Source organism: Micromonospora sp. WMMD735, from assembly GCF_049178995.1.
GTDB classification, from domain to species: domain Bacteria; phylum Actinomycetota; class Actinomycetes; order Mycobacteriales; family Micromonosporaceae; genus Micromonospora; species Micromonospora wenchangensis.
This window is the reverse complement of sequence record NZ_JBMHMJ010000002.1, coordinates 4,746,129-4,767,878: the sequence shown is the minus strand read 5'-3', so window position 1 is coordinate 4,767,878 and position 21,750 is coordinate 4,746,129. Positions and strand designations below refer to the sequence as shown.

At 72.2% G+C, this 21,750-nt stretch carries 16 protein-coding genes and 1 rRNA gene; 8 read left to right on the top strand and 9 right to left on the bottom strand.

Annotated elements, in window-relative coordinates; genetic code table 11:
* Positions 1-64: 64 nt before the first annotated feature.
* Both ACN268_RS20545 and ACN268_RS20540 read right to left on the bottom strand, forming a co-directional pair.
* Entirely contained in the window at positions 65-1,456 is a 1,392-nt protein-coding gene (locus ACN268_RS20545) for a carbohydrate-binding domain-containing protein (protein ID WP_421484586.1), read from the bottom strand.
* Between the two features lie 279 nt (positions 1,457-1,735).
* The gene (locus ACN268_RS20540) at positions 1,736-2,716 is read right to left on the bottom strand and encodes an NAD(P)-dependent alcohol dehydrogenase (protein WP_421484585.1); all 981 of its coding nucleotides are present in this window, start codon (positions 2,714-2,716) and stop codon (positions 1,736-1,738) included.
* A 113-nt stretch (positions 2,717-2,829) separates the two neighbouring features.
* Between ACN268_RS20540 and ACN268_RS20535 the strand changes: the two genes are divergently transcribed.
* Together ACN268_RS20535 and rph are read left to right on the top strand one after the other, a co-directional pair.
* Entirely contained in the window at positions 2,830-3,537 is a 708-nt protein-coding gene (locus ACN268_RS20535) for a TetR/AcrR family transcriptional regulator (protein ID WP_421411264.1), read from the top strand.
* Positions 3,538-3,896: 359 nt separating this feature from the next.
* Complete coding sequence (gene rph, locus ACN268_RS20530; protein ID WP_421484584.1) at positions 3,897-6,539, top strand: rifamycin-inactivating phosphotransferase; 2,643 nt, start codon at positions 3,897-3,899, stop codon at positions 6,537-6,539.
* An 88-nt stretch (positions 6,540-6,627) separates the two neighbouring features.
* Here the strand turns inward: rph and ACN268_RS20525 are convergent, their stop codons facing one another.
* From ACN268_RS20525 to ACN268_RS20510, 4 genes are all read right to left on the bottom strand, one after another.
* Entirely contained in the window at positions 6,628-6,813 is a 186-nt protein-coding gene (locus tag ACN268_RS20525) for a ferredoxin (RefSeq protein ID WP_204925621.1), read from the bottom strand.
* 41 nt (positions 6,814-6,854) lie between these two features.
* Positions 6,855-8,078, bottom strand: coding sequence for a cytochrome P450 (locus ACN268_RS20520; protein WP_421484583.1), 1,224 nt, complete (start codon positions 8,076-8,078; stop codon positions 6,855-6,857).
* 190 nt (positions 8,079-8,268) lie between these two features.
* Positions 8,269-9,129: a hypothetical protein gene (locus tag ACN268_RS20515; protein ID WP_421484582.1), complete on the bottom strand. Its 861-nt coding sequence runs from the start codon at positions 9,127-9,129 to the stop codon at positions 8,269-8,271.
* Positions 9,130-9,236: 107 nt separating this feature from the next.
* Positions 9,237-11,744, bottom strand: coding sequence for a S8 family serine peptidase (locus ACN268_RS20510; protein ID WP_421484581.1), 2,508 nt, complete (start codon positions 11,742-11,744; stop codon positions 9,237-9,239).
* 140 nt (positions 11,745-11,884) lie between these two features.
* On the opposite strand from ACN268_RS20510, the gene ACN268_RS20505 reads away from it, so the two are divergent.
* On the top strand, positions 11,885-13,705 hold the full coding sequence (locus ACN268_RS20505; protein ID WP_421484580.1) for a sigma-70 family RNA polymerase sigma factor: 1,821 nt from the start codon (positions 11,885-11,887) through the stop codon (positions 13,703-13,705).
* On the opposite strand, the gene ACN268_RS20500 is transcribed toward ACN268_RS20505, so the two are convergent.
* A complete protein-coding gene (locus ACN268_RS20500; RefSeq protein WP_421484579.1) occupies positions 13,702-14,289 on the bottom strand; it encodes a TetR/AcrR family transcriptional regulator in 588 nt (195 codons plus the stop codon). The two genes, ACN268_RS20505 and ACN268_RS20500, sit on opposite strands and share 4 nt — an antisense overlap.
* 107 nt (positions 14,290-14,396) lie before the next feature.
* On the opposite strand from ACN268_RS20500, the gene ACN268_RS20495 reads away from it, so the two are divergent.
* Genes ACN268_RS20495 through ACN268_RS20485 form a run of 3 tightly spaced genes read left to right on the top strand, consistent with a single transcriptional unit; the run spans position 14,397 to position 16,242 of the window.
* A complete protein-coding gene (locus ACN268_RS20495; RefSeq protein ID WP_421484578.1) occupies positions 14,397-15,326 on the top strand; it encodes an SDR family NAD(P)-dependent oxidoreductase in 930 nt (309 codons plus the stop codon).
* 50 nt (positions 15,327-15,376) lie between these two features.
* On the top strand, positions 15,377-15,742 hold the full coding sequence (locus ACN268_RS20490; protein WP_421484577.1) for a metalloregulator ArsR/SmtB family transcription factor: 366 nt from the start codon (positions 15,377-15,379) through the stop codon (positions 15,740-15,742).
* Complete coding sequence (locus ACN268_RS20485; protein ID WP_421484576.1) at positions 15,739-16,242, top strand: SRPBCC family protein; 504 nt, start codon at positions 15,739-15,741, stop codon at positions 16,240-16,242. The genes ACN268_RS20490 and ACN268_RS20485 overlap by 4 nt, the downstream gene beginning before the upstream one ends.
* Positions 16,243-16,304: 62 nt before the next feature.
* Here the strand turns inward: ACN268_RS20485 and argS are convergent, their stop codons facing one another.
* Together argS and ACN268_RS20475 are read right to left on the bottom strand one after the other, a co-directional pair.
* A complete protein-coding gene (argS, locus tag ACN268_RS20480) occupies positions 16,305-18,020 on the bottom strand; it encodes an arginine--tRNA ligase (protein WP_421484575.1) in 1,716 nt (571 codons plus the stop codon).
* A 576-nt stretch (positions 18,021-18,596) separates the two neighbouring features.
* Positions 18,597-19,151, bottom strand: coding sequence for a PRC-barrel domain-containing protein (locus tag ACN268_RS20475; RefSeq protein ID WP_421484574.1), 555 nt, complete (start codon positions 19,149-19,151; stop codon positions 18,597-18,599).
* Positions 19,152-19,311: 160 nt separating this feature from the next.
* On the opposite strand from ACN268_RS20475, the gene ACN268_RS20470 reads away from it, so the two are divergent.
* Both ACN268_RS20470 and ACN268_RS20465 read left to right on the top strand, forming a co-directional pair.
* A complete protein-coding gene (locus ACN268_RS20470; protein ID WP_421484573.1) occupies positions 19,312-19,605 on the top strand; it encodes an SCO4848 family membrane protein in 294 nt (97 codons plus the stop codon).
* Between the two features lie 606 nt (positions 19,606-20,211).
* Positions 20,212-21,726: ribosomal RNA gene (locus tag ACN268_RS20465) — 16S ribosomal RNA — on the top strand.
* Positions 21,727-21,750 lie beyond the last annotated feature (24 nt).

Genomic DNA, 21,750 nt, shown 5'->3' with positions numbered 1-21,750 from the left:
CACCGTCGGCCCCGCCGGGTTGCGGTTCGGACCCGACCGGGCCCGAACCGCGACGCCCGGGGGCTCAGTACCGCCCGTACTTGCCGGCGGTGACACCGGTCAGCACCCGGGTGGCCCCGGTGATGCTGCCGCCGGTGTAGAGACCGCCGACGTTGGTGCCGGTCACGCTGCCGCCGGTGTAGATGTCGTACCGCTGGCCGTTGGTGATCCGGTTGGACGAGAAGACGACCTCCCGCACGGTGGCCGAGGTCCGGTAGGAGCCCAGCACTGTGCTGCCGGACACGACGTGCACGATGGTGTTGGCGGCCAGGTTGGCGTTGAACCGGGGGGCCACCCAGCCCTGGCCGGTGTTCGGCACCGCCCGGAACACGGCCAGTGAGGTCAGCGCCGCGCCCACCACCGTGCCGCCGGTGAAGGAGATCGGGCCGTCGGCGTCGATCGCGCCCTCGCCGCCGCCCCGGGTGCTGGAGCCCCGGGCCACCACGGTGCCGCCGGCGAAGGTGAGCGACCCGTTGGAGTCGAAGCCGTCCGTGCCGCCGGTGGCCACCACCGTGCCGCCGGTGACCTTGATGAACGCGATCGCGGACGGTTCCATGTGGCCGAGGCCCTCCTCGGCGGCGTTGACCGCGTCGTCGCTGGCCACGACCGTGATGTTGCCGCCGCTGATGGTGGTCTGGAGCCCTTCCAGCGCCTCGTACGACCGGGTGACGTTGATGGTGCCGCCGGAGATGTTCAGGACGTTCTCACCCTTGATGGCGTCGTCGGCGACCGAGGCCGTGATGGTGCCGTTGGTGATGGTGAGCACGCCCTTGCCGGCCTCGGTGTCGTTGGACTTGAGCCCGTCGCCGCCGGACGAGGTCACGGCGATCGTGCCGCCGTTGACGGTGAGCGAGTCCTTGCCCCGGATCGCGTCGTCCACCGCGTTGACGGTGATGGTGCCGGACTGGACGACCAGGTCGTCCTTGCTGACGATGCCGTCGGCGTGGTTGGCGCGCACGGTCAGCGCGCCGGTGCCGCCGATGGTCAGGTCGGCGGCGCTGAACAGGGCGGCGTCCGGCTCGCCGGTGTTGGTGTACGTCGCCGCGTCGGTGAGGTTGTTGCTGGTGCCGGCCGCCAGCGTGAGGGTGACCGCGCTGGCGTTCGTCACGTACAGCGGCGAGGAGGTGGAGTTGGTGATCGAGGCCCCGGCGAGGACGATTTCCACGGTGCCGGTGACGGCGGTGTCGACCTTGACGTAGCCGTTGTTCAGCGTGCCCCTGATCTCGTAGGAGCCGGGCGCGGTGATGGTGACGGCGCTGCCGGCGACGGTGACGTTGCTGCCGGTGACGCTCGCGCTGGAGCCGTTGAGGGTGATCGTTGCGGTCGCGGCGGCGACGGCGGCGACGGCGAGCGGGCCGGCCAGCAGGGTGGCGGTGAGGCCGGCCAGGACGGCGGTACGGCGTGCGGTGGCTGTCATGGGGGTCCTGTTCCTCGGTGCGGGCGGAGGGGATGCGCGGGGCCCGGGCGCGGTGCGACGCCTCGACGGCCGGCCGTCGGCAAGGTGAACGGCGGATGAACGAGGCGTGGCATCGACGATGGTAAATGAGATTCACCGCTCGCCGACAGTGCTGGAGCGGGAAATCGAAGCGCTTTCACCATTGCCAGCTGATTGACAGGTGATCCTGACGAAACTCTGAGCCGGGCGCACTTGACCGGCGAATCGGGAACCCGGCCGGATCGGTCGCGGCGTCGACGCTCAGATGGTGACGACCGTCTTCGCCCGGGCGTGCCCGCCTTCGAGACGGGCGATGGCGCGGGGCACCTCGGACAACACGCAGGTCCGGTCGATGACCGGGGTGAGGCGGCCGGCCTCGGCGTACGCGCGGAGCACGTCGAGGTGCTCCCGCCCGGGGGTCGCGGTCAGGACGACGATGCGCTGCCGGACGAAGGGGGCCAGCAGCCGCCCCCGGGCGAGGAGCCGGACCGGTCCGAGCAGGCTGCCGCCCCGGTACACCCCGCCGCCGGAGAGCACCAGCGTCCCGGTCGGGGTCAGGGCCCGTCGCAGCGCGCTGAGCGAACGGTTGCCGACCAGGTCGAACACCACGTCGTGCCGGCCGCCCCGGGTGAAGTCCGCACGGGTGTGGTCGACGACGTGGTCGCAGCCGAGGGAGCGGACCAGCTCGACGTTGCGGGTGCTGCACACCCCGGTCACCGTCGCGCCGAGCGCCCGGGCGAGCTGGACGGCCAGGGTGCCGACGCCGCCGGAGGCGCCGTTGACCAGCACCCGCTGGCCGGGCGCGACCCGGGCCGCGTCGCGCAGCCCCTGCAGCGCGGTGACCCCGGCCAGCGGCAGGGCCGCCGCCTGCGGCGCGGTCAGGTTCGCCGGCCTCGACGCGACCAGGGTGGCGGGCACGCTCACGTACTCGGCGAACGCGCCGTCGGTGTCCCCGGCGTCACCGAACACGCTGTCGCCCGGGCCCAGGCCCCGCACGTCGACGCCGACGGCCTCGACCCGGCCGGCGAAGTCACGCCCCCGGATCCGGGCCCGGGGCCGCGTCGGGCCCAGGGCCAGCCGCGCCATCCGGGGATCGCCCCGCATCACGTGCCAGTCGTACGCGTTGAGCGCGGCGGCCTCGACCCGGACGAGCACCTCGTCGGCGGCGGGCACCGGCACGTCGACCTCGGCGAGGGTCAACGTCTCCGGCGGGCCGTACCGGTCCTGCACGATCGCCTTCACGGTTCCTCCTCAGGAGTGTACGGCGTACACCGCCGTGTCCCCACGGTAGGTGTACGCCGTACACCTGTCAATGCGGTTATGGTTTCCCTCGCCGACCGAGGACGGGAACCGAGATGGCCGAGCAGGCTGAGACGCTGCGCCGGACGCCGCTGAGCAGGGACCGCATCCTGCGCGCCGCCGTCACGCTCGCCGACGGGGCCGGCATCGAGTCGCTCAGCATGCGCAACCTCGCCCAGGAGTTGGGCGTCGTGCCGATGGCCCTCTACAAGCACGTGGCCAACAAGGACGAACTGCTCGACGGCATGATCGACGTGGTGGTCGGCGAGATCGAGCCGCTCACACCGGGCGTCGGCTGGCAACCCGCGATCCGTCGCCGGGTCCTCTCGGCCCGGCAGGTGCTACGCCGGCACCCCTGGGCGTCGCTGGCTATCGAGTCGCGGAGCACCGCGACGCCGGCCGTCCTCGGCTACCTCGACTCGATGATCGGGGCACTGCGGGCCGGCGGGCTCTCCGCCGACCTCACCCACCACGTCATGCACGCCCTGGGCAGCCGCATCCTGGGCTTCAGCCAGGAGTTGTTCGACGCGTCCCGGCAGGCAGGCCGGACCGGACCGACCGCCCCGACACCCCCGGCGCCCCTGCCGCCGGAGGTCGCGGCCCGGTTCCCGCACGTCGCGGAGATCGCCACCGCCGCCGCGCACGACACCGGCTCCGTCGTCGGGGCGGGCTGCGACGACCAGTTCGAGTTCGAGTTCGCGCTGGACCTGCTGCTGGACGGCATCGAACGGCTGCGCGCGCAGGGTTGGACGTCGACGCATTGATCCGCTGAGGTCGGCGCACCGGTCACCGGCGTGTCGAGCCGCAGCGCGCCCCGGTCCCGATATCGACAGGCGACCAGGTGAAAACGTTTTCGCCGGGCGCGTTCACCATTCTCTCGCGCCCACCATTTCCTGCTCTCCCAACATATAGCGCACGGGGGGACTTGCCGCAAGACCCGGGTCACCCCGCAGAATCGTCAGCCGTGGTCGCCACCTGCGGAAATGCATCACCACGATGCGCCGGCGACCCCATCACCAGCGGAAGGCGAAATGATGTCCACGTACCCGACGACATATTCGGGACCGCTGAACCACCCTGCCGCCGTCCTGCAGCCGGGGCCCACCGTCCCGGGGTCCTTACGATGAGCGGGCGGTACGTACGGGGGCTGCGTGAGGTCGACCCGACGCAGCGGGAACTGGTCGGCGGCAAGGGTGCCCACCTCGGCGGGCTGACCCGGCTCGACGGGGTCCGGGTGCCGGCGGGCTTCTGCGTGACGACGGACGCCTTCCGGCGGGTCACCGCGCTGGCACCGGGACTCGACGGGCAACTCGACCGGCTGGCCCGGCTGGCACCCACCGACCGGGCGGCGATCGGCGTCCTCAGCGCGCAGCTCCGCCGGACCATCGAGGGCGTCACCGTGCCCGACGACGTCGCGACGGAGGTCACCCGTGCCCTCGCAGCGCTCGGCGGGCACGGCGGGTACGCCGTGCGGTCCAGCGCGACGGCGGAGGACCTGCCGACCGCCTCCTTCGCGGGCCAGCAGGACAGCTACCTCAACGTGGTCGGCCCGGCCGCGGTCCTGCGGCAGATCAGCCGGTGCTGGGGCTCGCTGTTCACCGCACGGGCCGTCACCTACCGCCAGCGCAACGGCATCGACCACCGCCGGGTCGCGATGGCGGTGGTCGTCCAGCGGATGGTCCCCGCCGGGGCGGCGGGCGTCCTGTTCACCGCCGATCCCGTCACCGGCAACCGGCGGGTCTCCTTCGTGGAGGCCGGGTTCGGCCTCGGCGAGGCCCTGATCTCCGGACTGGTCGACGCGGACGTGTTCCGGGTCCGCGACGACCGCGTCGTCGCCCGGACGATCGCCGCCAAACGCCATGCCCTGCGCACCACGACGACCGGCGGGACGCGGGTGGTGGCGATCGACCCGCAGCGGCAGGACCAGCCGGCGCTGACCGACCCGCAGGTCGTCCGGCTGGCGCGGCTGGGCCGGCGGATCGAGGCGCACTTCGGCCAGCCGCAGGACGTGGAGTGGTGCCTGGTCGACGACGACTTCCAGATCGTCCAGACCCGGCCGGTCACCACGCTGTTCCCCGTCCCGGTGGCCGACGACACCGACAACCACGTCTACGTCTCCGTGGGCCACCAGCAGATGATGACCGACCCGATGAAACCCCTCGGGTACTCGATGTACCAGCTGATCGCCGCCCGGCCCATGTACGAGGCCGCCGGCCGGTTGTTCGCCGACGTGACGCCCGAGCTGGCGTCGCCGACCCGCCGGGCCGGCCTGCTGGCGGCCCTGGGCAGATCCGACCCGCTGATCGGGGACGCGTTGCGGACCGTCGTGGAGCGCGGTGACTTCGTCCGGGAGGTGCCGGACGAGAAGCCCGCCGGCCCGCCACCCGGTCCGGCGGCACCGCCCGTCGAGACCGATCCCGCGCTGGTCACCGAGCTGATCACCCGGATCGACGAGGCCAACGCCGCCCTGCGCCGCGAGATCCGGACGAAGTCCGGGCCGGCGCTGCTCGATGTCATCCGGACCGACTTCCCCCGGCTGACCCGCATGATGATCGACCCGAGGAGCATCCCGGTCATCATGGCCGGGATGGAGGCGGTCTGGTGGCTCAACGAGCACCTGCAGGAGTGGCTCGGTGAGCGCAACGCCGCCGACCCGCTCACCCAGTCCGTCCCGCACAACGTCACCTCGGAGATGGGGCTGGCCCTGCTGGACGTCGCGGACGCGATCCGGCCGTACCCGGAGGTCGTGGCCTTCCTGGGCCGGGTGGCGGACGACGGCGGGCCCGACCGGGAGCACGACGGCCCCGGCGGGCCGGACGACCTGCTGGCCGGGCTGGACCAGCTCGCCGGTGGCCGGGAGGCCCGGGTGGCCATCGCGTCCTGGCTCGACCGGTACGGCATGCGGGGGGTCGGCGAGATCGACATCACCCGGCCCCGCTGGCGGGAACGTCCCGCCATGCTGGTGCCGCTGATCCTGGGCAACATCAGGAACTTCGCGCCGGGGGCCGGCGGGCGGCACTTCGAGCAGGGCCTGCGGACGGCGCGGGACAAGGAGCGGGAGGTGCTGGAGCGGCTGCGGGCCCTGCCCGACGGCGGCGCGGACAAGGCCGACCGGACCAAACGGATGATCGACCGGGCCCGGACGTTCGTCGGCTACCGGGAGTACCCGAAGTACGGCATGGTCACCCGCACCTTCGCCTACAAGCAGGCGCTGCTGGCCGAGGCCGACCGCCTGGTGGCCGACGGTGTGCTGCGGGACCGGGAGGACATCTGGTACCTCACGTTCCCCGAACTCGACGAGGTCGTCCGCACCCGCCGGGTCGACGACGGGCTCATCCGCCGACGGATGGCGGAGCACCTGTCGTACCGGGCGCTCACCCCACCTCGGGTGCTCACCTCGGAGGGCGAGATCGTCGCCGGGACGTACCGGCGGGACGACGTGCCGGCCGGAGCGCTGGTCGGCCTGGCGGTCTCGGCCGGGACCGTCGAGGGTCGGGCGCGCGTCGTACGGGACATGGCACAGGCCGATATCGAACCGGGGGACATCCTCGTCACGCCGTACACCGATCCCAGCTGGACGCCGCTGTTCGTCACCGTGGCCGGGCTGGTGACCGAGGTCGGTGGCCTGATGACCCACGGCGCGGTGGTCGCCCGGGAGTACGGCCTGCCGGCCGTCGTCGGGGTGGTGGAGGCCACCCGGCTGATCCAGGACGGGCAGCGGATCTGCGTGCACGGCACCGACGGGTACGTCGAAATCCTCCCGTGAGCGGCCGCCGGTCGGGTGCCCGGGTCACGGGGCCGGGCACCCGACCAGCGCGGCGCTGATGGAGGTGGCGCACGCCCACCCCGTACCGTCAGCCGATCCGGATCGCCCCTGCCGGGCAGAGGTCGACGGCCCGCTGGACGCGGTCGCGCAACGCGGCCCGCGGTGCGGGGTCGCGTAGCAGCACCAGGCCGTCGGTGTCGTCCTGGTCGAAGACCTCCGGGGCGGTCAGGACGCAGTTGCCCGCCCCGCAGCACCGCTCCCGGTCGACGGCCACCCGCGGCGTCGTCTCCGCCGATGGCTGTCGTGGGGCGGGCGTCACCAGGTCACCGGGAGGGTGTCGAGGCCGAACACGATGGAGTCGTTGCGGGTGGTCAGCTCCTGCGGGTCCGCGGTGACCCGCAGGCCGGGGAAGCGGCGGGCCAGCTCCACCAGCGTGATGCGCAGTTCGGCACGGGCGAGGGGTTGCCCGATGCACTGGTGCACCCCGAACCCGAAGGCGACGTGCTGGTGGGCCTCCCGGTACGGGTCGAACTCGTCGGGGTCGTCGAAGACCTCGGTGTCCCGGTTCGCCAGGGCGATCAGGGCGATCACCCCGTCGCCGGCCCGGATCGTCCGGCCGCCGATCTCGACGTCCTCGGTGGCGACCCGGAACAGTCCGGTCCGCACGATGCTGAGGTAGCGCAGCAGCTCGTCCACCATCCCCGGCGCGAGTTCCGGCCGGTCGCGCAGGAGCGCCCACCGCCCGGGGTCGCGGGTCAGTAGCAGGACGCTCAGGCCGAGCATGTTGGCGGTGGTCTCGTGCCCGGCGACGAGCAGCAGCAGGGCCATCCCGACCAGCTCGTCGACCTCGAGTTCACCCGGCTCGACCCGGTCCCGGACCAACCGGCCCAGCAGGTCCTCCCCGCCGTCGGGACGGGCCCGCTTGGCGTCGACAAGCGAACGGAGGAACGCCCGTAGCTCCTGGGCGGCGTGCTGGAGCTGCTCCGCCGGCACCCGGCGGTCGAGCAGCAGACGGCTGCGCGACTGGAAGAAGTCGTGGTCGGCGTAGGGGACGCCGAGCAGGTGGCAGATCACCTTGGACGGCAGGGGCAGGGCGACGGTCGACACGAGGTCGGCCGGCGGGCCGGCGGCGGCCAGGTCGGTCAGGGCCTCGCCGGCGGTCCGGTGGATCAGCGGTTCGATCCGCCGGACATTCTTGATCATGAACTCGGCGGTGAGCATCCGCCGCAGGCGGGTGTGCGCCGCGCCGTCCATCTGGAGGAACGCGCCCCGGGAGTTCCGCACCGTCTCGGGGGGCAGCGGGCGCAGCAGCGGGAATCCGGGACGGTTCAGGTCGGAACTGAACGCCGGGTGGCGCAGCAGTTGGCGTACCTCGGCGTGCCGGCTGACCAGCCAGGCGGTGGCGCCGGTGGGCAGCAGCACCCGGGTCACCGGGCCGGGGTACCGCTGTCGTTCGGTGTCGTCGAGGAGGGTGAACGGGCTGTGCGGGGAGGTGGTCGGCGGCCAGGGGGGCAGTTCGGTCTCCGTGGACTGGGTCATGTGGAACATCTCCTGCCATGACGCTGAGTAGTCACATCGATTCGTGACGTTACTCACCGGCCGGGGTCGACACAACCCTCGGCCCTCCGACGGCCGGGGTGCCGCCACCGACACCACCGGCCCCGCGGTCCCGCGCCGACGGGCGGCACGGGTCGCGGAGCCGGTGGCCGGGCGGGCGACGGTCGACGGCTCAGGTCGCGCAGACGGCGTACGCGCGCACCTTCCAGTTGCCGCTGAAACCGTTCTCGTCCTCGGCGGCGCGGACGGTCGCCGTGGTCGACGAGGTGGGCCGCATCTCGGTCAGTCGCACCTGACCCTCGCCACCGACGATCTCACCGCCGACCCCGTGCAGGCGCTTGCCGGCCGGGCAGGTGGCGGTGATCGCACGGCTGGCCGTGGAGTTGTCGGCACTGTCCACGATCACCCGCTGCTCGCCGGGGAGCGGGTCGACACAGATCACCGAGGCGTCCACCGACCAGCTGCCCGCGAAGGCGTTGCCGGCCTCGACCCCCGCCACCGTCACGCTGTTCTGACCGATCCGCAGGTCCTCCAGGAGCACGTCACTCGCCCCCGAGCCGACGGCCGCGCCACCGCCGCCGATCGCCCGCTTGCCCACCGGGCAGAACAACTCCAGGAACTTCGGGTTGACCGAGTTGACCGCCGAGTGGCCGGTCACCACCTCCAGGCCCGACGGTGCCGGGGCGCAGATCGCACTCGCGGTGAGCGACCAGTTCCCGGCGACACCGTTCGGGTCCTCCCGGCCGGTCACCGAGTAGAGCCCGGCGTTGGCCAGCGGCTGCACGATGTCCATGCCCACCTGGCCGAGACCCGACCCGCTGACCGCGCCGCCACCGCCGATGACCGTGGTGCCGGTCGGGCAGACCGCGTTCTGCGACTTGGCGACGCTGTTGCTCGGCCCGACCGTCGTGCGGAACAGCAGTCCGGGCACCGCCGCCACCGGCCCGCTGAGCGCGACCTGCCCGAGCACGACCGTGCTCAGCAGGGCACCCCCCAGGGCGACCGCCCGCCGCGTCCACGTTTGTCCACGCATGATGTGCTCTCCTTGAGTGTGTACGGTCCGGGAACCGGCCGGTCCCCGGTCAGGGTCGGATCGGGGCGGGAGCCGGGTGGTGCCCGGCCCCCGCCGGAACGGGTCGGTCAGCCGACGAGGTGCCGGATGCGGACCGGCACGGAATCCGTGCCGACCAGCCCCGTCGCGTCGAAGACCTCCAACCACACCGACCAGGTGGTGGTGTCGGTCCCGCTGGTCAACTGGGCCAGCGCCGCGGTGAACGAGGCACAGTTCTTCGGCGTGCCCTTGTCATCGACCGGCTCGCCGGTGGGCACCCCGCCGCCCTGGCACAGCACCTGCTTGACGCCACCGTCGCCGTACGCGGTCCACCGGAAGCGGGTCCCCGCGACCGTGCCGTCCTCGGCGTCGGTGCCGGTCCCGGCGAGCGCGACCGACTTCGGGCCGGCCTCCACCGTGGTCAGGTCCAACGCCGTGGCCGGCTTGGTGATCGTGGCGGTCGGCCGGGACTGCCCGGCCGGGGCCGAGGTGACCGAGAAGGCGCGCTGCACGCTGGACCCGGCCGTCGCGAAGGTCACCGTGTACGCCCCCGGCGTGACCGCGTTCGCCGGCAGCACCGCCTGGTGGCCGGTCTTCTCCAGGACCACCGTGTCGCCCCGGCGCACCGTCCAGGTCACCTGTGCGTCGGGGACCGGCCCGAACTCGTCCGGGTCGTTCGAGGTGCCGAGCAGCCCGACCGACTGCCCCGCGACGAGGGTCAGCCCCGCCGGCGGCGAGATGATGGCGACCTTCGTCGGGCTGTCCACCACCGTGACGGTCACCGACGCCGAGCCGGTACGCCCCAGGCTGTCGGTGGCGCTGGCGGTGACGACGTGAGTGCCGGCCGACAGCGACGGCACGAACGTCTGCGACCCGGTCGCCAGCTCACCGTCGATGCTGCTGGTCCAGGTGAGCGGGATCTCCTTGCCCAGGAAGTCGGTCGCGGTGCCCCACAGGTCGACCGACTGGCCCACCGCGAACTTCTGCTTGGTCTTCGGGGTGCTGATGCTCACCGCCGGCTTGCCGACGGTCACGCCCAGCGCCTCGGCGACGGCGGCCAGCGCGTTGATCCGCCGCTGGCTGCCGGTCACCTTGCCGCCCAGCCCGCCGACGTGTGCGGTGTCGTTGAGGATCTCGCGGACCTGCTCGGAGGTGAGCGTCGGGTCGGCGGCCATCACCAGGGCGGCCACCCCGCCCACGAACGGCGAGGCGACACTGGTGCCGCAGGTGGTCTTCGTGGTGTTGACGGCAGGCGTCCCCGGGTCGGTCAACCCCGGCACACACATCGGACCGTAGATCTCCACCGACGTGGTGAGGTCCTTGGTGCCCCAGTTCGACCCGCCGGACACGGTCGCGTTCGGGTTCATCCCGCCCACGCACATCACGTGGGTGCTCTCGCAGGGCACCCAGAGGGTGTCGCCGTCGACGTTGGTGCCGTTGTTCCCGGCGGCGGCGACGATCAGCGCGCCGGTGTCCCGGACGTGCTTCATCCTCCGGTCGGTCCAGGTGCGGGCATGGCTGACGCCGAGGTTCACGTCCCGGGTGAAGCTGAGGTTGACCACGTCCGGGTGGGTCGACTCGGCGGCCTTCTCCAGCCGCCGCAGGACCGTCCAGTAGTCGATGCCGTTACGGACGCCGACCAGTTCCTGCACCACCGGCCCGGCCGGTCCGGCGGTGCCGTAGTCGTTGTCGACCCGGCCCATCGCGGCGAGCACCACGTCGGTGGCGTGCCACGGGCAGGGCGTACCGCCGGTGCAGTCGTTGGTGTTGGTCTCGCCCCACTGCGCCGTGTGCAGGGAGACCTTGCTCGGGAAGTCGGAGTTGAACTGGAACCCGCCGTCCTGCACCAGGTACTTCACCTGCTTGGTCAGCCTGCCCTTGCTCTCCAGCAGCTGCCAGGCCGGCGCGACCCCGACGTCCAGCGCGCCGCCGGCCCGCATGAACGACCAGTCGAAGACGTTCTTGCCGATGTCCGGGGCCTCGAAGACCTGGCCGTCGGCGATACCGGACGGCTCCACCAGCCAGTCGAGGACCACCTCGGTGCCCGTCCGCCACTCGGCGGCGGCCAGCGCGAGCAGGCGCAACGCCCGCTCGTCGCCGACCCGGAATCCGCCGGACTGGCGCGGTTCGGCGGCGAGCAGGTCGGCGACCAGCCCGGCCGGGTCGGCCTTGGCGACGTCCACCCGGACCAGGTGGTCCTGCCCCTCGGCGTCGGGTGCGAAGGAGTCGAGCACCTGGCCGCCCCAGCGGGTCAGGAAGGCGTCCAACTCGGCCTGGCCGGCGGTCCGCACCATCACCTCGTCGAGGACCAGGCCGGCGGGCTTCCCGTCCGGCCCGGCCACCACGCCGATCTCCCGGTCGGTGCCGGTCCGACCGACCGGGTCGAGCCGCAGCCGGGGCGCGGCCAGGCCCGGGTCGACCCGGAAGGCCAGCGGCTCGGCGCCGGTGGCGTCGGCCCGTCCGGTCGGGCCACCCGGTGTGGGTGCGGCGCCGGCATCCGTGGTCGCGACGAGTCCGGCGGCGAGCGTCGCCACCACTACGGTGGTCAGGTACCGGCGGACGCGGGTCCGGTGGGTCGCGGAACGTGTCGTTGTCATGGGTGTCTCCCGGTGTTCGGCGGTGCGATGACACCGGTAGGAGCGCGCCGGGGTCGGCATGCCAACAGAAACTTCCCGGGGAATTTTTTCTTCGCTGTACTGGAACCGGTCGACGAGCGGTGGGGGCACGGATGAACGTGATGGCGCAGGACGACCGGGCGCTCGTCGAGGCACTGCGGCGGGGTGACCGGATCGGCCTGGAGGGCATCTACCGGCGCTACGCCGACCGGCTCTACACGTACGCCCGGACGATGCTGCACGAGCCGGAGGCCGCCGCGGACGCCGTCCACGACGCGTTCCTCACCGCCGGCCAGCGCATCGACCAGCTCCGCGACCCGGACCGGCTGCGCTCCTGGCTGTACGCGATCGTGCGTAGCGAATGCCTGCGGCAGTTGCGGGAACGGGCCCGGTCCGCGCCGCTCTCGGAGGCGGCCGAGCCGGTGGCCGACACCGGTGACCCGGCTGCCGGGGTCAACGCCGACCAGGTACGCGCCCTCGTTCACCTGGCGGTCGACGCACTCAACCCCGGCGACCGTGAGGTGGTGCACCTGGCGATCCGCCACGACCTCTCCTCCGCCGACATCGGTACGGCGCTGGGGGTGCCCACGAACCACGCGCACGCCCGGCTGTCCCGGGCCCGCTCGCAGCTCGAACGGGCGCTCGGCACGCTGCTCGTCGCCCGCAGCGGGGCGCGGGACTGCCCGGCCCTGGCCGAGCTGCTCGGCGACTGGCAGGGCCAGCTCACCCCGGTCCTGCGCAAGCGGCTCGCCCGGCACATCGACGACTGCGCGCGGTGCGGGCTGCTGCGGCGCGAACAGTGCAACCCGGCGGCGCTGTTGACCGCGTACACCGCGCCGGGGTTCCTGGCGGTGGCCGAGACGGTGTGGTCGCGTCTCGCCGAGGCGGGCTCCACCGCCGTGCAGGCCACCGCCGAGCTGCCGGCCGGCAGCGGTCCCGCCGCCGGTCCGTCCGGGCCCCCTGTCGGGAGCGACGCCACCGCAGCCCACGGCCCCGCCGGGCCGCCCCCGCCGGCCGGTCCCGATCCCGTCGATCCGTCGTCACCGGCCGATCCGTCGTCGTCCGCTGATCCGTCGTCGTCCGCTGATCCGTCGTCGCCCGCCGGTCCGTCGTCGCCCGATGATCCGACGCCCCCGGCCGATCCGATGTCGACGTCCGATCCGATGTCGACGGTCGGGTCCTCCGGTGTCGCCGGTCGGTCGGAAGCCGCCGGGCGGAGCGGGTCGGACCCGGCCGGCGTCGCGGCGGCCCCGGCCGGCGCGGCGGCCTCCACCGCGACCCGGCCGTCGGGCGTCGCGACCCGGGACCGCGACCGGCGGCGTCGGCGGCGGATGGCCGTGACCGCCGGGTTGTTGCTGCTCCTGGTGGTGGTCGGCACCTGGGCGGTGTCGGTGGCCGGGCGGGACGCCGAGCAGGTGTCGGTGACGTCGGGCGTCCCCACCGGTGCGGCGGCGGTGACGCCGTCCGTCGTCGCCACCGCGGCTCCCTCGGCCCGGACGACCCCGGGGCCCGACGCGAGCGGTGCCGGTGACCCGTCCGCGTCCGCCGGTGCACCGACAGGTGCCACGACAGGTGCCGTCCCGGGCCCGACGCCGGTACCCTCCCGGCCGCCGGCCGCTCCCCGTCCGACGACGGGTGCGCAGCTCGCCGCGCCCTTCACGGTGTCGGCCGACGCGCACGTCCGCTGCGGCACGGACGCCTACGCCCTGGTCGTCCGGGCCACCGGCAGCGGTGCGCTGGTCAGCGCGCAGGTGCGGTACACCCCCGCCGGGGGCGTCCCGACGAGCCGGGCGATGACGGTGGACGGCTCCTCCGCCCGGGTGACAGTGGGTCAGCTCCGGGCGTCCGCCGTGACCTGGACCGTGCGGGTGACCGCCGTCGACGGCCGGACCGCGCAGAGCCCGTCGTCCACGGTGGCCGACCCCTGCGTCCGGCCGGGCTAGGCGGGCGGGGGTACCCCCTGGTCGGGTGCGCGGATGCCGGCGAGCAGCACGGCCAGGTACAGCTCGACCCGGTCGTCGGGCGCGTCGGCGATCCGGGCGGCGAACGCGGTGCCGCACACCAGGTGCTGCAGGTCGTCCAGGGTGAGTCCGGGGCGTAGCTGACCGGCCCGCGTCGCCCGCTCCAGCACGGTCGCGGCCAGAGCGGCCAACTCCGCCCGGCGGGTCGTGGTCGGTGCGGTGGCGTCCTCGTCCGGGCTGGTCGCGAGCACTTCGGCGAGGGTCGGCTCGGTGAGCTGGCCGAGCAGGATGCTGCGCAGCAGCCGTTGCAGTCCCGCCCACGGATCGTCGTCGCGGTTCGCCGCCTGCGCCTGGTCGAGCAGGGCGGCGAAGGCGTCGGCGGCGAGCGCCTCCAGCAGTGCGCGCCGGGTCGGGAAGTGCCGGTAGACGGTGCCGACCCCGACCCCGGCCCGCCGGGCGATGTCGTTGAGCTGCAACGACAGGTCACGCTCCGCCACCAGCGCACGGGCGGTGGTCAGCACCCGGTCGCGGTTGCGTGCGGCGTCCGCGCGCAGTGTCGTCGTCACCGCGCCAGCCTAACCCAGCGGATTGCCCATCCGATCGGATTGACAATCCGTTTAATCCGGGCTTGAATCGGATAGGTAATCCACTCTTCCGTCGGAAGGCACCTGCCATGCACCGCGCACCCGGTTGGACCACCGCCGATCTCACCGACCAGTCCGGCCGGACCTTCGTGGTCACCGGCGCCAGCAGCGGCCTCGGCACGGCGATCACCCGCCACCTGGCCGCCCGGGGTGGTCGGGTGGTGATGGCCGTCCGGGACACCGCCAAGGGTGCCCGGGTCCGGGCCGAGCTCCGCCACGCCCACCCCCGGGCCGATCTCGTCGTCCGCCGGTTGAACCTGCTCGACCCGGATTCCGTCCACGCCTTCGTCGACGGTCTCGACCGCGACGTCGACACGGTGGACGCCCTGGTCAACAACGCCGGCATCGGCACCGTCCCCCGACGGTTGAGCCCGCAGGGGGTGGAGAGCCAGTTCGCCACCAACCACCTCGGGCACTTCGCCCTCACCCTCCGGCTGCTGCCCATCCTGACCGTCGGCCGCAACCCGGTCGTGGTCACCGTCTCCTCCGGTCTCTACCGGCTCGGCCGACTCGACCTGACCGACCTGGCCGCCGAACGCCGCTACTCCGCCGCCGGCGCCTACGCCACGTCCAAGCTGGCCAACGTGCTGTTCGGGCTGGAACTCGACCGCCGGCTGCGGGCCGCCGGCTCACCGGTACGCAGCCTGCTCACCCACCCCGGGATGACCAGGACCGAGCTCTCCCGGGACCTGCCGCCACTCGCCCGCCGGATCGAGACCGTGCTCGCGGCTCCGCTGCGCCGCCCACTCGACGAGGCCGCCGCCCCGATGCTCTTCGCCGCGACCGTCCCGACCGCGCCCACCGGCCGGCACATCGGTCCCGGCCGGCGCTTCCGCCGCGCCGAGCCCACCCTCGCGCCGTTGCGCGGCCGCGCCACCGACCGGCAACTCGCCGCCGATCTGTGGGCCCGCTCCGAGGAGATCACCGGGGTGCGCCTGACGCCCACCCCGTTGCGCTGAGCCGTGGGGGCCGACCGGCAAAAGCGTAACCTGTAGGTTACGCTTCACCGGTGGACGAGGTGGCGGCGGCGATATCCGATCCGGTGCGTCGCCACATCCTCGAGCTGCTACGCGACGGCGACCTTCCCGCCGGGCAGATCGCCGACCGGTTCCCGATCAGCAGGCCGGCGGTCAGCCGCCACCTGCGGGTGCTGCGGGACAGCGGCCTGGTCCGCAGCGAGCTGGTGGGCCGGCAACGGCGCTACCGGCTCGACGCCGACCGGTTCACCGAGCTCGCCGACTGGCTCGCCCGGTTCCGCCGCCCATGCGGCTGGGCGCAGCACCTCGACGCGCTCGAGACCGAGGTCCACCGCACCCGCCGGGAGCGCCGCGCGCGCGACGACCAGGCGGACCGACCCAGAGGAGAAACCGCGTGACAGGCACCCCCACCGGACGGCTGTTCCGCACCGCCACCGGCACCGACCTGGTGCTGGTACGCACCTTCCGCGCCCCCGTCACGGACGTCTGGGCGAGCGTCACCGAACCCGAGCGCACCGCCCGCTGGTTCGGCCCCTGGGAGGGTGACGCCGGCCCCGGCCGGACGATCCGGTTGCAGATGGTGTTCGAGGACGACGCCCCGTGGACCGAGCTGCGGATCGAGACCTGCGAGCCGCCCCGGCACCTGGCCGTGTCGGCGGCCGACGGGTCGGGCGGCTGGCGGATCGAGCTGCTGCTCACCGAGACGGCCGGCCGCACCGAGCTGCGGTTCACCCACCACCTCGACGGCGAGGAGCACGTCGGCGAGATCGGCCCCGGCTGGGAGTACTACCTCGACCTGCTGGTGGCCGCCGGGACGGACGCCCCGAAGGCCGGTTTCGACGACTACTACCCGGCGATGAAGCCGTACTACGAAGGGCTGCGCGGTCCGGCCGCCTGAGCCGCCGGGGCCGCGTCCGGTCGACCCGGCGCGGCCCCGGCGTCGCGCTCACATCCGGACGCTCACATCCGGTCGAGCGTCCGGATGCCGAGCAGGTCCAGCCCCTGCCGCAGGGTCCGTCCCGTCAGGTCGGTCAGCAGCAGCCGGCTCGCCCGCAGCTCCCCGTCCGCCCGCAGCACCGGACACCGCTCGTAGAACGTGCTGAACCTGGTGGCCAGCCGGTGCAGGTAGCCGGCGAGGTGGTGGAACTGCGCCGTCCGGGCCACCTCGTGGACGACACCGGCGAACCCGAGCAGCTCGACGGCCAACGCCCGCTCCGCCGGGGTACCGAGCAGCACCACGCGCCCCGCCCCCGGCACCGCACCGGCGCGCCGCAGCACCGACCGGGTCCGGGTGTACGCGTACTGGAGGTAGGGGGCGGTGTTGCCGTCGAGGGCGAGCATCCGCTCCCAGTCGAGCACGTAGTCACGGGTCCGGTCGGTGGACAGGTCGGCGTACTTGACCGCGCCGATGCCGACGGCCCGACCGATCTCGGCCGCCGCCTGGTCCAGGTCCGGGTTGCGGGTGCGGGCCAGCGCGGTCGCCCGGGTGACCGCCTCCGTCAGCAGGTCGACCAGCTTCACCGAGCCGCCGGCCCGGCTGCGCAGCATCCGCCCGTCCGGACCCAGGACGGAGCCGAAGCCCAGGTGCTCGGCCCGGACCGGTGGACGCAGCCAACCCGCCTGCCCCGCCACCGCGAACAGCATCGCGAAGTGCTGCCGCTGCGGCAGGCCCACCACGTAGAGCAGCCGGGTCGCGCCCAGCTCGTCGACGCGCTGCCGTAGCGCCGCCAGGTCCGTCGCCGGATACCCGTATCCACCGTCGCCCTTGCGCACGATCAACGGCAGCCCGACGCCGTCGCGTCCGACGAACCCGGGCGGGAAGACGCAGGTCGCCCCGGCGCTGTCGGTCAGCAACCCGAGCCGGTCGAGGTCGGTCACCACCGCGCCGAGCCGGTCGTTGTACGCGCTCTCGCCCCGGAAATCCTCCCCGCTCAGGGTGACATCGAGCAGCTCGTACACGGTCAGGAAGTACCGCTGGGACTGCCCGACCAGCAACCGCCACAGCCGGCGGGTCTCCGGGTCGCCGCCCTGCAACGCGACCACCCGCTGCCGGGCGCGTTCCCGGAACGCCGGGTCGGCGTCGAACTTCGACCGGGCCGCCCGGTAGAACCCGTCCAGGTCGCCGATGGACAGCTCCTGCGCCGCCTCCGCCTCACCGAGGTCCACCAGGTGCGCGATCAGCATCCCGAACGGGGTGCCCCAGTCGCCCAGGTGGTTGACCCGCACGACGCGGTGCCCGAGCCAGCCCAGCACCCGGACGGCCGCGTCGCCGATGACGGTCGAGCGCAGGTGCCCGACGTGCATCTCCTTCGCCACGTTCGGCCCCGAGTAGTCGACCACCACGGTCTCGGGCTCGCCGGTCACCGGCACCCCGAGCCGCTCGTCGCCGGCGAGCGCGGCGACCATCCCGGCCAGCGCCCCGTCGGCCAGGGTCAGGTTGACGAAGCCGGGGCCGGAGACCTCCGCCACCGCGCAGACGTCGTCGAGAACGGCGCGGTCCAGCACCGCCTGGGCGATCTCGCGCGGGGGCCGGCCGAGCCGCCGGGCCAGTGCCAGCGCCGCGTCGGACTGGAAGTCCGCCCGCGGCGAGCGCCGCACGGTGGGCGCGACCGGTTCGCCGGCCACGGCGGCGAACGCGGGCGTCAGCCGGTCGGTGAGCAACCTTTCAAGATCCATTGGTACGCCGATCTGCTCGGATCCGTCAGCCAGGCGGATCCCCGGACGGGGGAGCCTGCGGACGGACCGAGGACAGCGGCGGTGACCGGCGGCTCGATCCGCCGGTCGCAGGGAATGGGTCAGCGCGGGCGGGCGACGGATCGCCGGCGTCGCTCCGCACCGACCACGACGTCGTACGACGTCCGGGCGTGCTGAGCGGTCGCGCTGGTCATGCCGGCAGCCTACCGGACCGCCGATGTGACTGGCCGGCCCTGCTGACCGCGTCCGGTCCCGGCGTGGCCGGTCGGTTCTCCTGGCCAGTCCGGTCCCCGCGTCGTCGGTCGGCCCTGCTGGCCACGTTCCGTACCCTCCCGTCCTGGTCGGTGGCCCTGCCGATGCGTCCCGTCCCGGCGTGGCCGGTCGGCTCTGCTGGGCGCGTCCGGTCCCGTCCCGGTCGGTCCACCGCGGGTGCCCGTCGGGCGGACCCGGCCGGCGACGTGACCGGTCTCGTGTTGCCGGGCCCGCCGGCGCCGGAACGACCACGGTGCCCGTCGACGGGTCTCGATCCCACCCGGATGCCGCCGGGGTTCCCGCCGGTCAGCCCCGGCGGTAGCTCTGCGCGTAGTAGTCGCCGACCTGGTCGCGGTAGTCCGGCCGGGCACCGTCCCCGGGACCGAAGGCCGGGGAGTCCTTCACCTGTTCCCGGCTCCGGTCGACGTGCACCACCCGGTCCCCGTGGTCCACCCGGGCCACCGTGCCGACCGGCAGCAGGACCTTCCGCCCGAAGATCCACGGCCCGGTGTCCACCACCAGCCAGCGGGCACCCGCGTCCTCGCTCGCCTCGTCGATCGCGCCGATCCGCCCGTCGGTCGCCTCCACCCGGTATCCGGTCAGGTCGAGCGGCGTGCCCGGGCCGGGCGCGTCCGGTCCGTCGTGCGACTCCCGGTCGGGCCGCTCACCCGGCTCGGTCTGGTCGTATCCACCGGCCAGTGCCGCCGGGTCACGCCACGCCCACGGGTTGAACGGCTGCATCCGGGCCACCTCCACCTCGTCGTCGATCCCTACCAGGTGCCCCGACCCCCACCAGCGGAAACCCGGCCGCCAGATCCGGCCGGCCGGCCCGACCCGGCCCCACCGCCGCCTGACCACCACCCGGCCGCCGCTTGACCGTGTTGATCAAAAGGTTAGCGTCACAGATGTCCCCGAGGGTGACGCGAACTTCTTGATCAACACGGTGTGGTCCGGGAACCGCCGTCGTGGGCGGGAGTGGGGTGGGCCGGCAGGCGGCGGGGCGCTGGGATACTCGTCGACCATGGTGTTGTCGCGGGGTTGGTCGTTGTTCCTGGTCGGCGTCGGGGTGTGGACCTGGGTGATCTGGCCGAGGTTCGGGCTCGCCATCTGGAACGACACGCGGGCCTGGTCGGGGGACGCGGTCGGCGTGGGTGCTCCGACCGGATTCCTCTGGATCCACGCGGTGCTCATCGTCGCCTCGTTGGCCATCGGCTCGACGGCCGGTGTGCTCGGTGTCCGGGGGTGGCGGGCGGCCCGTCGCCTGTCCCGCAGGCGTCAACCGGGCGGTGCGGAAGCCGACGACCAGCGGATTTGACGATCAAACCTGAGGCCGCGTAACTTTCTCTCTGCCAGCGCGGAACGGGCAAACGGGATGAAAAACCCCGGGGCCGGATCCGATGTGTGGCACCGGGTCGTCGGGGGCACTATCTCCAGGACGACGCGGTCCGGGCGGGGCCAGCCGAACGCCGTAGGGCGGATTTGGCCGGGCGGAGCCGACCGGGTAAGGTTGTCGACCGGCAGAGCACCGGGCGAGCATGCGGGAGACCGCAGCGGCCGGTTCTGCCAAATCCGATGATCAATCGCAGCGCTGGCCGCTGCGTGCGCTCAGCGGAGCAAGGCCGTACGAAGCGTGACACACCGGGACACACCGGTTGACACGGGGAAGACGGTGAGGTAACGTAGTAAAAGTGCCAGGCGCGAGAGCGCAGGGCGCGATGAACGAAATACCCCGGTCGGGTTGCCGTTGGTGCGGTGGTTTGGCTGGTGTGTGGTTGTTCTTTGAGAACTCAACAGGGTGCTTGTAAAGCCAGTGCCAATTGTTTTATACCCCGGACTGGCCGAATCCGAGTCTTCGGGTTTGGTTGGTTGGGATTCCTTTGGCAACATTTGTTTGTTGTCGGGATTGCTGTTCAACAGGTTTTTGTTGGAGAGTTTGATCCTGGCTCAGGACGAACGCTGGCGGCGTGCTTAACACATGCAAGTCGAGCGGAAAGGCCCTTCGGGGTACTCGAGCGGCGAACGGGTGAGTAACACGTGAGTAACCTGCCCTAGGCTTTGGGATAACCCTCGGAAACGGGGGCTAATACCGGATATGACCTTTCCCCGCATGGGGTTTGGTGGAAAGTTTTTCGGCCTGGGATGGGCTCGCGGCCTATCAGCTTGTTGGTGGGGTGATGGCCTACCAAGGCGACGACGGGTAGCCGGCCTGAGAGGGCGACCGGCCACACTGGGACTGAGACACGGCCCAGACTCCTACGGGAGGCAGCAGTGGGGAATATTGCACAATGGGCGGAAGCCTGATGCAGCGACGCCGCGTGAGGGATGACGGCCTTCGGGTTGTAAACCTCTTTCAGCAGGGACGAAGCGTAAGTGACGGTACCTGCAGAAGAAGCACCGGCCAACTACGTGCCAGCAGCCGCGGTAAGACGTAGGGTGCGAGCGTTGTCCGGATTTATTGGGCGTAAAGAGCTCGTAGGCGGCTTGTCGCGTCGACCGTGAAAACTTGGGGCTCAACCCCAAGCCTGCGGTCGATACGGGCAGGCTAGAGTTCGGTAGGGGAGACTGGAATTCCTGGTGTAGCGGTGAAATGCGCAGATATCAGGAGGAACACCGGTGGCGAAGGCGGGTCTCTGGGCCGATACTGACGCTGAGGAGCGAAAGCGTGGGGAGCGAACAGGATTAGATACCCTGGTAGTCCACGCTGTAAACGTTGGGCGCTAGGTGTGGGGGGCCTCTCCGGTTCCCTGTGCCGCAGCTAACGCATTAAGCGCCCCGCCTGGGGAGTACGGCCGCAAGGCTAAAACTCAAAGGAATTGACGGGGGCCCGCACAAGCGGCGGAGCATGCGGATTAATTCGATGCAACGCGAAGAACCTTACCTGGGTTTGACATGGCCGCAAAACTTCCAGAGATGGGAGGTCCTTCGGGGGCGGTCACAGGTGGTGCATGGCTGTCGTCAGCTCGTGTCGTGAGATGTTGGGTTAAGTCCCGCAACGAGCGCAACCCTCGTTCGATGTTGCCAGCGCGTTATGGCGGGGACTCATCGAAGACTGCCGGGGTCAACTCGGAGGAAGGTGGGGATGACGTCAAGTCATCATGCCCCTTATGTCCAGGGCTTCACGCATGCTACAATGGCCGGTACAATGGGTTGCGATACCGTGAGGTGGAGCGAATCCCAAAAAGCCGGTCTCAGTTCGGATCGGGGTCTGCAACTCGACCCCGTGAAGTCGGAGTCGCTAGTAATCGCAGATCAGCAACGCTGCGGTGAATACGTTCCCGGGCCTTGTACACACCGCCCGTCACGTCACGAAAGTCGGCAACACCCGAAGCCGGTGGCCCAACCCTTGTGGAGGGAGCCGTCGAAGGTGGGGCTGGCGATTGGGACGAAGTCGTAACAAGGTAGCCGTACCGGAAGGTGCGGCTGGATCACCTCCTTTCTAAGGAGCACCATCCACCGAAAG

Bases quoted from the DNA above. Each gene is read 5' to 3' on its own strand.
- ACN268_RS20545 (WP_421484586.1), bottom strand. From the start codon at position 1,456: ATGACAGCCACCGCACGCCGTACCGCCGTCCTGGCCGGCCTCACCGCC.
- ACN268_RS20535 (WP_421411264.1), top strand. From the start codon at position 2,830: ATGGCCGAGCAGGCTGAGACGCTGCGCCGGACGCCGCTGAGCAGGGAC.
- rph (WP_421484584.1), top strand. From the start codon at position 3,897: ATGAGCGGGCGGTACGTACGGGGGCTGCGTGAGGTCGACCCGACGCAG.
- ACN268_RS20520 (WP_421484583.1), bottom strand. From the start codon at position 8,078: ATGACCCAGTCCACGGAGACCGAACTGCCCCCCTGGCCGCCGACCACC.
- ACN268_RS20515 (WP_421484582.1), bottom strand. From the start codon at position 9,129: ATGCGTGGACAAACGTGGACGCGGCGGGCGGTCGCCCTGGGGGGTGCC.
- ACN268_RS20510 (WP_421484581.1), bottom strand. From the start codon at position 11,744: ATGACAACGACACGTTCCGCGACCCACCGGACCCGCGTCCGCCGGTAC.
- ACN268_RS20505 (WP_421484580.1), top strand. From the start codon at position 11,885: ATGGCGCAGGACGACCGGGCGCTCGTCGAGGCACTGCGGCGGGGTGAC.
- ACN268_RS20495 (WP_421484578.1), top strand. From the start codon at position 14,397: ATGCACCGCGCACCCGGTTGGACCACCGCCGATCTCACCGACCAGTCC.
- argS (WP_421484575.1), bottom strand. From the start codon at position 18,020: ATGGATCTTGAAAGGTTGCTCACCGACCGGCTGACGCCCGCGTTCGCC.
- ACN268_RS20470 (WP_421484573.1), top strand. From the start codon at position 19,312: ATGGTGTTGTCGCGGGGTTGGTCGTTGTTCCTGGTCGGCGTCGGGGTG.